This is a genomic window from Desulfofundulus sp. TPOSR (genome assembly GCF_011393055.1).
Lineage (GTDB): Bacteria > Bacillota > Desulfotomaculia > Desulfotomaculales > Desulfovirgulaceae > Desulfofundulus > Desulfofundulus kuznetsovii.
The window spans coordinates 67,742-79,859 of sequence record NZ_JAAOEF010000002.1 but is presented as its reverse complement, the minus strand read 5'-3'; the positions used below and the strand labels follow the sequence as shown (position 1 = coordinate 79,859).

10 protein-coding genes are annotated in these 12,118 nt (G+C 50.9%); all 10 read right to left on the bottom strand.

Going from position 1 to position 12,118, the window contains the following annotated elements; all coding sequences use genetic code 11:
- Positions 1-164: 164 nt before the first annotated feature.
- Positions 165-638, bottom strand: a complete 474-nt coding sequence (locus G7K71_RS08960) for a hypothetical protein (RefSeq protein ID WP_166345397.1) — start codon at positions 636-638, stop codon at positions 165-167.
- Positions 611-1,405, bottom strand: coding sequence for a hypothetical protein (locus G7K71_RS08955; RefSeq protein WP_166345394.1), 795 nt, complete (start codon positions 1,403-1,405; stop codon positions 611-613). Before G7K71_RS08955 ends, G7K71_RS08960 begins: the two co-directional genes overlap by 28 nt.
- 219 nt (positions 1,406-1,624) lie before the next feature.
- A complete protein-coding gene (locus tag G7K71_RS19390; RefSeq protein ID WP_243174792.1) occupies positions 1,625-2,548 on the bottom strand; it encodes a hypothetical protein in 924 nt (307 codons plus the stop codon).
- A 425-nt stretch (positions 2,549-2,973) separates the two neighbouring features.
- Positions 2,974-3,141 (bottom strand): ASCH domain-containing protein, encoded by a 168-nt coding sequence (locus G7K71_RS08945; protein WP_313884940.1) that lies wholly within the window; start codon positions 3,139-3,141, stop codon positions 2,974-2,976.
- A gap of 73 nt (positions 3,142-3,214) precedes the next feature.
- Positions 3,215-4,645 carry a hypothetical protein gene (locus G7K71_RS08940; protein ID WP_166345388.1) on the bottom strand — a complete coding sequence of 477 codons (1,431 nt, stop codon included), beginning with the start codon at positions 4,643-4,645 and terminating at the stop codon, positions 3,215-3,217.
- A complete protein-coding gene (locus tag G7K71_RS08935; RefSeq protein ID WP_166345385.1) occupies positions 4,596-6,503 on the bottom strand; it encodes a glycosyltransferase in 1,908 nt (635 codons plus the stop codon). The genes G7K71_RS08940 and G7K71_RS08935 overlap by 50 nt, the downstream gene beginning before the upstream one ends.
- Before the next feature lie 12 nt (positions 6,504-6,515).
- A complete protein-coding gene (locus tag G7K71_RS08930; protein WP_166345382.1) occupies positions 6,516-8,489 on the bottom strand; it encodes a cellulose biosynthesis cyclic di-GMP-binding regulatory protein BcsB in 1,974 nt (657 codons plus the stop codon).
- 453 nt (positions 8,490-8,942) lie between these two features.
- Positions 8,943-10,046, bottom strand: a complete 1,104-nt coding sequence (locus G7K71_RS08925) for a mannose-1-phosphate guanylyltransferase (protein ID WP_166345379.1) — start codon at positions 10,044-10,046, stop codon at positions 8,943-8,945.
- Positions 10,047-10,128: 82 nt separating this feature from the next.
- Positions 10,129-11,721 (bottom strand): diguanylate cyclase, encoded by a 1,593-nt coding sequence (locus tag G7K71_RS08920; protein ID WP_313884939.1) that lies wholly within the window; start codon positions 11,719-11,721, stop codon positions 10,129-10,131.
- A gap of 94 nt (positions 11,722-11,815) precedes the next feature.
- Positions 11,816-12,022 carry an aspartyl-phosphate phosphatase Spo0E family protein gene (locus G7K71_RS08915; RefSeq protein ID WP_313884961.1) on the bottom strand — a complete coding sequence of 69 codons (207 nt, stop codon included), beginning with the start codon at positions 12,020-12,022 and terminating at the stop codon, positions 11,816-11,818.
- Positions 12,023-12,118 lie beyond the last annotated feature (96 nt).

Below are 12,118 nucleotides of genomic sequence, written 5' to 3'. Positions count from 1 at the left end.
ACCTCACATAAGTGAATGGTTACTTCCGGTAATTTAACCCTCACTGGTGGACGGAGTTGGCATTCCACGAAGAATAAAAGGCCGGGTATCCTCGAAAAGGACATCCGGCCCTCAAATACCTCCCCCACCGACTTCGGGTCAGGACACGCCAAGAGTACGTGCCTTCACCACCCCGCCGGGTAAAGGAGCCGTGCTACCGGCGAAGGAAGCTGGTGATGTTTTGTAGCGCCGTTCGCATAAACCGTTGCTTCTCCGGTCCCAAGCCTTAAAGCCATTTTCCCCAAGAGCCGCCCTTCTTTAAAAGCGAGCAGCCATTCGGTCTCGTCTCCCCGGCCCTGCGCTCCGCCGGTCAGGGTGCTGACCAGCAAAAGGCCCTGGTAGGCTCCGAAACTGGGACGGACCTGCCCTTCGGTCGGTGCATTATCCGCCATAACTGCCTTCAGTTCCCGTGTGAGGCCCTCTTCGCTTACCAGCCGCGGCTTTTCCTCATCCAGGGATAAGCTCTGAATCTCTTCCCCGCAGGGGGATTCCAGGTAAAGGCGTGACCCGTAAAGACCTGCCTTAACCCCGGCACCGGCGATAAAAGAACATTGCGGGTCGCCTTTTCTCGCTACCGGAACCCAGGCCGCTTGCCCCACTGCGTCAATCCTGACCAGGAAAGCTCTTCTGACGCGGTAGGCCTGTTCAGCACTGCCAGCACCACCAACCGGCCTTCCCGCTCGGCCAGGAAAAGCGGTACCAGCTCGCCATTGCCCAGAGACGGCAAATTTTTCATTCCTTTTTCGGGCAGGGAGTCTGGATCTGGCGGTTGTGGACCCTTCGGGTCTGGGGTGACGATGTCAACAAGCAGCCCGGTTTTGGGGTCGGTAAACACGCCTGCTTTAGAGTTTGGATTCTGGGATTTGTTGGGAGAGGCCTCCTGAGCGGAGAAGAGCCACTTTTTTGTGCCGTTTGGCCCGGTTTCTACTATGCCCAGGTTATTCCTCAGCCCGTAGGCGACATACCGGCGGTCACCGCTGGCATAAAAAACCGGCGCCACTGCCTCGGGCGGAAGCCCAGTATGCCGCACCACGGAAGCCTGCAGGGTAGGGCCGTGGTTTATGACCGCCGCTTTCCCTTCGTGTTCTGCAAAGAGATAAATTTGTGGCCCGCCGTCCCAGTAAAGCGGCGAGATATCCGTTCCTTCCGCACCTTTCAGGGCAAAAGAAGGATTTGCATCTACTTCGAGGGTGCCAGCTTCCGGATTCCATACTCCTCGAAAAGCTGCCTGTCCTTCCGGTACCTGCTGAAATATAAGCAAAGGTATCTCTGTTTTCGCCACGCTTGGTTGGCCCCTCTGACAGCCACCCAAGAGAACGGCCAGAACAATAAAAAGAAGAATGATGAGACAGGTTCGGCCACGCATTCTCTTTCCTCCATTTTTTGAGAGGGCTTTGTCTATTCTATAAGCTGTGGCTCACTTTCCACAATTTTATATTTATATTCTTCAACTATAGTTCCATCTTCCTTTGTCTTCCTAAAAATTACAAGGTCGTAACCATCACTAGTTTTACTTTGGGAAGTCTCATAAATATATCTAACACCATTTTCAATCCGTTCTCTTGTTCCAATCCAGAACGGATATTCATTCAGAAAAGGAAATTCTGTTCCGCCAAATAATCTGTTGGACGCCTGTACAATTTATATTTACAAGCTTCTTTTCTACATAAGCTCCACTTACCTTTGCCGCTCTCCCAATGCTTTTTAAATACTCTGCTGCTTCTGCTTCCTCCTGCCTTACAAGGTCTGGATAATATTTATCAGCAGAAAGCACTGTATCGTAAAGCTTTTTAGGAAACATCTTCTTTAGTGAGTCTATATAAAGCGCTCCATCCATCGGCTCCTTATATTCAAGCAAAGAATACTCACCTTTTTCGTTTTTGGAAAAGGTTATAACCGTTGGAATAGCCCCACTTCCGCTGATCTTAGTAAATATACCATTTTCAAAACCAAAATATCCAAAACTTGCTATTGTATACACCTTAATAATTCCATCATTTTCCTCCACATCAAGGATGATGTGTCCCTCTGTGGCAATTTCTCCTTTATAATACGCATCCAGGTTCTGTGTTTTAATTGCAAAGCTTACGGCTTCATCAATTGATTTCGGATTCCGGGTTTGAGGCTGTATGCTTTCGTCAATAACAACGTCGTGCGGTTGTATTATATTCAACCGCACCCGCATACTCATTGGTCCCCTAATCCTCAAAGCGTTGCGCCACCAGTTACCATCGTGAATAACTGTATATATTCGACCGTCTAAATCAAAATCAAAGGCAAAATCTCCATAAAGAGCAAGACTACTATGACCCTCTTCGTAATTAGGCCTTCCCATAGGTATATCTTCAGCAGCAATGCCCTTCCGATATGCCAGGTACTCTCTGGCTATTCTTTCCTGCCTTCCTTCAAACCGGTCCATATCACCGATAATAAAACTCACTATGAAATCGCGGTGGACTGCCACGACAAGACACACAAAAATAATTATGATGGCCAATAATTTCTTCATTTTTCAGTCCTCTTCCTTGCCGTTTCTCAACGTCCGATCATATTCAGCCTTAAGGCTCCGTATAATAGACCTTTATACCAATCATAGGAGGGGCCATGTGGGCCAAGGGAAAAAGTAAACGCTAACTTTAACCGTGGCTTTCAAAGTCTCGACGGGATCGTATTTCTGGCACCCGGCAGCGCTCTGCACCCGAATATCACCTGGCTCCTGCTCCGGCTCCCTTTTCGGTGACCCTTATCGCCTAGTCTTAACCCGTGCCACCTCCCCGTCTTCCTTATTCTTCCGCTACCCGCCGATTCCTCCTGTAAAGTAACATATGGCAAAAAAAGCAACGGGTACTTTTTGCAGATTTTTGTCGAACTGTCCGACAAACAGGGTCAAAAAATTTGCCCGGACACGGACGTTTGAAATACTAACCGTAAGCCTTACACCCAACTCAAACTCCAGCACCACGCTTCGGCGTCCGTGTCCCAGAACCCGTATATCCTCTCGAACGCCTCCCGGTACGCCTCCACTGACGGGTAGCCTTCCTTCCAAGCGTCCTCCTCCGTAATGTCGCCCAAGCGCTCCTGCCGGACGCCGGTCACCCTCACATAACATCGATGTGCATGCACAGTTTGCCATCGCCGAAACACTATTTCAGTCTTAACGATATTCTAAATAAACTCACCAATGCTCGAAAATTGTGATGTATTTCCCGCTCCACTGCGGGTAAAACCCCGGCAGCCTTTCCCGTAGAACATCTGGCCACGCCCCGGCAATCTGGTCCTTGTATGGGTCACGATAAACAACTACACATTGAGCAAAGAGATGCGGATTAGCGACAGCCGCATCAAACTCATAATTGTAAGGTAATATAAAGCGAGAAGGATCGCCGTCTAACACCACCAGAGGGTACAGTTGACTGTCGTCCAGGAGAATTTTCCCTTTTGTCTCCCTCAGCACAACGGCAGCCTCGCGGTATTCCTCGTTGGAGGAAACAAAGCTACTTCCAATGAGAAATTGCCCGAAGGCCCTTTCTTCCGCAGCAGGGCTGTTATGGATAACAAACCAGCCCCAAATCAGCGCCGCTATGACAATGCATGGGAGCAATTTCAGCGCTCTCTGGTGTTGAACCCTATCGACAAAGAGCGCAGCCGAAAAACCGAGCAAAGAATACTTGTATATGGCGGGGGCCAAAAGCCCGAAATATCCTTCAGCTGCAAGCAACAAAACCGGGGCAATGTAGACAAGAAAATAAGGACTAAAAAAAACCGCCCGTGCTCTTTTTTCTAAAAAAGGCAGCATGAAGTAATAGAATCCCACAAGCGGGAATGACCACACCACTGTATGGACAAGCGAAGCAGCCGGTCGCCCGGAAATGGCGATCAGGTCAGGAGTAACTTCACGATAGGCTTGAAAGTAGGAATAAGGGCTGTGCAGAAAGTGCCACCCGTCTCCCGTAAACAGCCAATTCAGGTAAACCCAGGCCCCGAGGGAAAAAAACAATGGCAAAAAAGATACCAAAAGCAGGGAGAAAAACCTGCCAGGTTCCTTCAAGCGCACAAAATAGATCAGCAGTAGCAGGTAGTAAGGCAAAAGCACGATACTTTCGTAAGCCGTCAGGAAGCAAAGGCCGTAAATTAGGCCAAAGATAAAAATGTTGAATGTGTGGCCAGTTTCTAAATAGCGCAATAAAAAGTAATTGCTTGTCGTAAACAGGGTATAGAACACTGCAGTACCTGGTTTCTGGCTGAACAGGAACATAATGGAGGGAAGTAAAAGTAAAAACGCATAGATACTTACCTTCGTTCCCAAACCCACATGTTTACCTGCCAAACGCGTTCCCAAAAGGGTAACCATGGTTGCGCCTGAAACACCTGCTGCCGTAAGAGGGCCTCCAAGTATGAGGGTCAAGAAAAAAGGAAGAGGTGGATAAACCAGGCCAATATTTTCAAGACGCGGTGGATTGCCTTTGACGGCTAAAAGGGCCTTTTCTGCGTAAAAAAAATTCTCCAGCGAGAAGAAGCCTGCACGACCCGCCTGCAGCCCTATTCCGACATAAAGGCTAAGTGTCAGCAGAAACAGAAACGCTGCCGGGAAAACCTTTTTCGCCAACCGAAGACACCCCCTGTTTGGTCAGCCCGTGAGCCGTTTTTTCCCAATAAAAGGGTTTGGTGAATAGCTGCCATATCGCCTTCCACGCTGCGAGAGCGTGAAGAACCCAATAAGCGGGATTGGCCAGGGCGTAAGGGGTAAGGTGATAGTACCGGCGTTTGAAGACGGCCAGCATGTTTAAATAGATAGCCAAGAAATTGCCTACCAGTAGATTGAACAAACCTATATAGAGAAGTGGCCCCGGGAAAAGCGGTTCAATTGCCACACTTCTGGTAACCAGCCAGTAGAAGAACATCAGCCAGAAAAAAGGAGCCACGGCGTTGCTAGCAACGCTTCCGCCGATGAAAACTTGTAGCGTCAGCCAACCCTTCAAGCCCACCTTCCGCACGAAGGCGAACGGCCGCCGATTGTGGACGAGAAAAGTCTGCAGATATCCTTTCTGCCAGCGCGAGCGCTGCCTGATCCAGTTTTGCACGCGGTTGTTAGCTTCCTCGTAAGTGGTGGAATTCAGTACCCCCACCCGGTATCCTCTCCCGTAAGCCCGGATTCCCAGGTCGGCGTCCTCCGTGACATTGAAAGGGTCCCAACCACCAAGTTCCCGCAGTTTCTCTGTACGGAAGTGGTTGGAAGTGCCGCCGAGCGGTATGGGTAGACCCAATCGATCAAGTCCCGGTAAAATATAATCGTACCAGTATGAGTACTCCAGGGTAAACATCCTGGTAAGGAAATTTTCATCCCGGTTAAAGAAGTTTAGAGCCGCTTGAAAGCAAATATAGCTGTCCGGATATTTACGGAAAGCCGCAACTGCTTTTTTCAGTTGGTCCGGTTCGGGAATATCTTCGGCGTCGTAGATGGTCAGATATTCTCCGCGGGCTAAAGCCAACCCGAAGTTGCATGCCTTGGGCTTGGTTTGTGGAAAACTCTTAGGCACAACAATAAAACGCCAGTTAGCTGGAGGACGGGCATCTTTGGCCGCCTGCAGGGTTTCCCTGTCCTCTTCTTCAAAAAGAAAAATCACGTCCAGCCTGTCCTGCGGATAATCGAGGTTCCGCAAAGCATCTACCAAGGTTTTCATTACCTCCGGCTCTCTAAAAACGGGAACCATCACCGTGTAAACCGGCAGGCCCTTATTTTCCAGGGCACGCACGTCCTCTTCGGTTACCGTACCTCTCAATTCGTATCTGGCGCCGACCAGGCTTAATATAAACTTGAAAACGACAGAGGCCAGAAAAAGCACGTTTAAACTCCCGATCAGGAAGACAAGCGCTCCGAGGGGATCAACAGTCAACCAGTAAAGGTAAGCAGCAATAATAACATACCCGCCCATTACCTGCCAGGGCACAAAAACCCTCATCGCCGACTCCTCGGGAACTCGGTAAAATAAGCCGGTTATTGCTTCTCCCAGTATTTTTTCTTTGAAACATTGCTCAACTAACCAGGAAATATCCCGCTCGCTGGCCAGAAGTTTTTCAACCCTTGTCGTTCCTATTTTCTCGCTAACGAGACGATCCACGCGAGGATCACGCGGGTCACAGGTGAGGACAATTATATTCTCCCCTTCCCGTCGTATAGGGAAAAAGAGGTGCTTAAGCAACACCTCTGGCTGGAAGTGCCGCGCCAGGGTCCATTCAGCCGTAACGGCCAGTGCCTCCAATTCTTTGCTGGCGTAGGAAATATTTAACTGGTCGGCTAGGACTTCGTATAGCTGCAGGTTGTTGATATACCCCTGAGCCACCAGAATTTGACCAAGGAGCCCACCGGAGTCCTTCTGTAAAGAAAGGGCATGTTCAAGCTGTTCAGGTGTGATAATTCCCCGGTCAAGAAGTAGCTGACCCAAAAGGTGGCGTTCATGAGACATAATGACCACCTCTCAGCGGTTAGCAGGATAACGGGCCAGCCGGATGTAAACAATGTAGGCCAGAATACTGAGGATAGCCAGCAGACCTACAAAAATAGGAACCCGGTATCGATGGTAGTAATACCACAGATCTTTCTCGCCTTCAACCCGTGCCCGCATTTTCTTTCCCACATCGAATCCAACCAGCTGGTCATTACGAAAAAGAGCAATATTCCCGCGCAAGCGCCTCAGGTTGTCTGGATTAGCCAACCGATGAGCAAGCGCCTGCATTTCAGAAATACCCTGACCATGGAAACTCAGAGCAATAGCAGGTGTCTGATCGGACACATAATAAACCTGGGCAATACCGAGAGCTTCATCAGTAGTTACTTCGAAAAACTGTTCCTTGGTCAGCGGGTTGTAAATGATAATCCTATTACCACTTATATCCACAGGGGGGCGAAACTGCTTTAACATCTCCGGCGGGAGGATAAGCAGCAACCACCCTTTCCCTGACAGTTCGCGTTGATTTTCATTGCCCGGAGTAAAAACGACCTGCACCTGTATAGGTGCGCGATCCATTTGTCTTACAGCGGCAAGCAAGTCACCGGCGGCCAGAAGGTAAGATAGCGTATCTTTCTCCGGCAGCACCACGTATCCCGCTCCTGTAAAACTGGCTGGAATACTGGAAAAAGAAAGATAATCGTCTTTGCGGTGCCCGCTCAGCTCTAAATAAGAGCGATTACAGAATAGCCCTTCGAAAGGCATGGTTCCTTCTACACAGTCGCCTACTTCACGATAGTAGGCGTAAATCAATTCTAGGGTGTTTTCCTGTCTTAATGAGTAGTCCGGTATGGATACACTTAAGCCGTTTATCTCGCCCTTCCCGTCCAGAGGAAGAGCTTTAAGCAAGAGACCATTGAGGTAAACTTTTAAATACAGCATATCCTTACTATTTTTTTCGACAAGGGGGGTATACCGCCCGAAAAGTACCAGCCGCATGCTGGTAGGCCAGCCACCCAGATCGGATATGGTGAAGGTATAGGCGGCCTTAAGATCGCCAACCCCACGAACAGTAACCGGACTATAACCTAGATCCTCCAAAAGAATTTTAACCGGTACCTCATCCGGTGTAGATGTTCGCGCTGTGGTTACTTCAACCCTACGCCCCAGGAACAGTGCCCTCAGGGATGAGATAAATGCGTCCACCGCTCCTGGACCCAATCGAAGATTACGGTTTTCGTCTAGAATCAAGTTGCTACCTGAATCTTCAATTATAATGTGCGGGCTGGCAGTATCGGCAGGTGGCTGGCCGGGCAGCAGCGTTTCGACAACCACGCCTCTGTCGCGGAATAGACGTCGCAGAAAAGCATAAGTCTTTAAGTAACAGGTAGCTGTTTCCGGTGAAACCGTTTTCGGCAGCATGATATACACACGTTTAAAGGAACCGTTCAGAAAATCCGCGACACTTTGCGGCTGGTAAGTGGCACCTGAAAGGATAACATGACTGTCGTTGTGCAATACTGCCCAAAGGTTACCGGTGGCGAGGTCCTGACAGATGTTTCTGGTTATATAGAGGTGAAAACGAACTTCAACCTTGAGCATATCAGATGCTGCGGGAAGTGTAACACCAGCCAGCGGCACCTTTATAGATACTTCCTGTCCAGTGCCAAGCAAATCCCTAAGCAATACGGTATAAACCGGATTATCAGCGACAAACACCTTAACTGATGAGCCGGGATTTAAAACCGGCGAAAAAGTAAGGTGTAGATTGAAAACACTTTTTGAAAAGTCTACTCCTGGGACTACCGGCACATAAAAGACGAACGTGGGGTCGCTACCCTCTAATCGGATATCGTTTGGGTAACCCAACCGTGTCAGGGTAAAAGCCTGTACATTTTTCTCAGGTTGTTGGGCAGTAACCTCTGATGAGAACAAAAGATTTAACGGCACCAAACAGAAAACAAGAAAGATAACAGCTGCTGTCAAAACAATTACCGCTCGCAAATATATCATCCTCCCTGGTTTTGGAACCGATAGTTAGGTCACTGTGACCTCCTCCCCTCAAACGAATTGGGGGGCATCCACGGAGAGAACAGCGTCCGGGATGCCGGAGTCCGTGATTAGGTGCCCCGGAGGTTTCTGCAGGCAACGCGATGCGCTGCTTGCAGCACACCAGTACAGCCTTGCAGCTGCACCATGGCCCGGCCACAAAGGCAAGGGGTCGTTATCTTTCGACCCCGTATATATACCTGGATACCGGCCGGCGCATCAACATGGGCCGGACAAAATAGCGGTATCCGGTATTATTGTAGTAAATAGACCATATGTTTACAAAACGTCCTTTCGGGCTTGCGCCCGGCGAGGGGGTCCGTGTATCTTCCCACTAAAGTAAGGGGGATTACAGCCCCCTCGCACTCCCCCGTTTTTCTAAAAATGCAAAAGGAAACCATGCTGATTTTAGATGGCATGGTAGTAACCCGCCTCTTTGAGGGCAGTCACTACCTGCTTTATCTCCTGCGCTCGCTCTTTCGCACAGACCAAAAACCGCCCGTTCTCCTCCACTATTATAAGATCTCTCACACCCAGCGTTGCCACCAAATGCCGCGAGGCATACACAACGCACCCTTCCGTGTCCACCAGGACTCCGTGCCCATCCACCACATTTCCATTCTCGTCTGACTGCCTGTAGCGTGCCAAGGCCGGCCAGGTCCCCACGTCATCCCACCCTGCATCTAGTGGTACCACTGCTACATTCCCTACCCGTGCCATCAGTCCATACTCTATGGTGATTTGAGGCAGCACAGGGTAGATTTCCTCCAAAACGGCGTCCTGTCGCTCCGTACCAATCGCTTCGCCAATTATATCGAGACCCCTGGCCAATTCCGGCAGGTATCTTTTAATCATCTCCAGAATCAGATCCGCCCGCCATACGTACATCCCACTGTTCCAGAGGTGATCGCCTTGCGCCAAAAACATGCATGCCTGTTCGTATCCGGGCTTCTCGATAAAGCAAATTGCTCGATACACTGCTCGTCCTCTCACCTCGCCGATCTGCTCGCCGCACCGAATGTACCCGTACCCGATTTCGGGGCGTGTTGGTGCTACCCCCAGTGTCACAAGCCACCGCCCGGAGGCTGCAAGTTCCCCGGCAGCCAACAGAGCTTCCTTAAACTTTTTGACGTCGGCAATGTAATGGTCCGCCGGGAGAACTACCATTACCGCCTGCGGCTCCAACGTCGCCAAGAAGCGCGCTGCCAAGCCTACAGCTGCCGCTGTGCCGCACCCGCACGGTTCCTCTAAAACATTACCCTCAGGTATTCCCGTTAAATGTTCCTTAACCATACTACCATACTTGCGGGGTGTAATAATGTACACGTTTTCAGCGCTTACCAGCCCACTTACACGATGCACTGTTTCCTGCAACATTATTTTTTCACCAAACAGCCGCAAAAACTGCTTCGGCCTTTTACTCGAACTCAAAGGCCAGAGCCGTTCACCACCTCCGCCAGCAAGAATTACGACACGCAGGCTGTTGGAGCTTTTATCACACTTGGGTCTCATACGGACGACCGTCCTCATCTTTCTCCCTATTTCTATATTAAAGTAGTAGTTATTATGTAACCTGGCATTTCTCGGTTAAGTTTTAAAATTTTTCACCGCAGCCTTCCCTCTCTCCCGCCAGCAACCTCATAAAAATCTCCACCAGCTGCGGGTCAAACTGGCTCCCTGCATACTTCTTCAGTTCCTCCAGAGCCTCTTCGTGCGACATTGCACCGCGGTAGGGGCGATCCGATGTCATCGCGTCGTAGGCGTCGACTACGGCCAGGATACGGCTCAAGAGGTGGATCTGCTCCCCCTTCAGTCCCAGGGGATAGCCCCGCCCGTCCCACCGCTCGTGATGCTGGAGAATGTAAGGGGCCACCGGGGCCAGCTCGCCGGAGGAGAGAGCAATGCGGTACCCCACCTCGGAATGGCGCTGGATCTGCTTTCTTTCTTCCTCCGTCAGAGGACCGGGCTTAAAAAGAATGTGGTCCGGCACTCCCAGCTTGCCGATGTCGTGCATCTCCACCAGGAGTCGCAGGCCGTCCATTTCTTCACGCGAGAGCCCTACTGCTTCCCCCAGCATGCAGGCAATCTCTTTCATGCGCTCCGTGTTGTGGAAATCCTTCTCCGCCAGGGCTGCCTTGAGGGCACGGATCACCGCCGCCCGCGGATCTTTCCCGCTGGCAAGCTTGTTCACGTACATCGCGTCGTCTGCTTCCTTGTAGACTTCCCACAGCCGGCGCGAAGCATTTTCTGCCGTCGCCACACCCACGGAGATGCTCAAAGGGAGATCCGGATGCTGCATGTTGTCCTTTTCAACGGCCTCATTTATGCGCTCTGCCACTTCTTCCGCCGTCTTCCGGTCTGTTTGGGGCAGGATTACAGCAAACTCGTCCCCGCCGACCCGGGCCACCACGTCGGAACCCCGGACGCAGCTCGCAATTACTCTGGCCGCACGGCGCAATAACTCGTCACCCTGCTCGTGCCCCAGCATGTCGTTGACCACTTTCAAGCCGTCCAGATCGCATAAAATGAGGCTGACAGGAAAAGAGCGTCCCCTGTCCAGCCGGCGCAGCTCTTCCTCGAAGAAAGCACGGTTGTACAGCCCGGTGAGGGCATCGCGGGTGCTGCAGCGCCTAAGTTCATCCTCCATCTTTTTGCGCTCACCGATATCGCGGATACACTGGACTGCCCCTAAGAGGTTCCCCTTGTCGTCGTAAATTGGGGCCACGAGCGTCCAGAAGTAAAGCCCCCTGCCGCCGCAGGCGAAAGGAGCGAAACCTTCGCCGACAAGAATATGGCCCTTTAATTCGATTTTATCGTACTGCTGTCCCCACTGTGTACCATTGCCGAGCAGGATGTTGGCGAGGATGGGTCTTTTCTCCCCGTAAAACGGGACTGCGTAAGCGTATTCTCCCCTGCCCAGTATTTCTTCTCTCTTAACCCCCGTCATTTCTTCCATGGCCCGGTTCCACACGAGCACCTTTCCTTTGCGGTCAACGGCAAGGGTGGCATCCGGGAGGGAATCAATGATTCTTTCGAAGAGGTCCAGCCTTTCCACCAATTTTTCCGGCAGGAGTTTACTGCTGGCGCCGAGCAGGAGTTCAAGAAACTTCTTCGCCGCTTCGGCTTTTTCCTCTGGCAGAGCGTCCACCAGCCGGTAAAGTTCGTCTTTTCCTCGACCCGGGTTCACGCAATCCACCGCTCCTTTTGAACACTTTTCTCCGGATGTTTTTTTATTTTTCGGGGAACAAAATCCTGCCCCGGAATAGAGAAGAAACAGACGGTTATTCCCCGCCGCGGCCTCCGATGCCCATGGGCCGAGCTTTAGCCTGGTAGTACTCTAAGATCAGCTTATCCACCTTCCGGCTGGCCGCCAGGAGTTTCTCTTTGTCGCCGGGATCGACGGCCACCAATTCTCTCCTGGCTTTTTCCAGCCGCAGGATCGCCCTGCCGAGATCCAGCAAAAACTTCCCCCTTTCGCCAACTTGCACCAGATTCAATTGGACCACTTCCTGGAAAGAGCGTCAAGGGGAACACTGTCGAACGATGTCGGATCGACAAGGTTTTTCCTCATCAAGGTTCCCTCT

What these genes read in the sequence shown, in the direction of transcription:
- G7K71_RS08955 (WP_166345394.1), bottom strand. Translation starts at nt 1,405, where the DNA reads ATGCGTGGCCGAACCTGTCTCATCATTCTTCTTTTTATTGTTCTGGCC.
- G7K71_RS19390 (WP_243174792.1), bottom strand. Translation starts at nt 2,548, where the DNA reads ATGAAGAAATTATTGGCCATCATAATTATTTTTGTGTGTCTTGTCGTG.
- G7K71_RS08935 (WP_166345385.1), bottom strand. Translation starts at nt 6,503, where the DNA reads ATGTCTCATGAACGCCACCTTTTGGGTCAGCTACTTCTTGACCGGGGA.
- G7K71_RS08925 (WP_166345379.1), bottom strand. Translation starts at nt 10,046, where the DNA reads ATGAGACCCAAGTGTGATAAAAGCTCCAACAGCCTGCGTGTCGTAATT.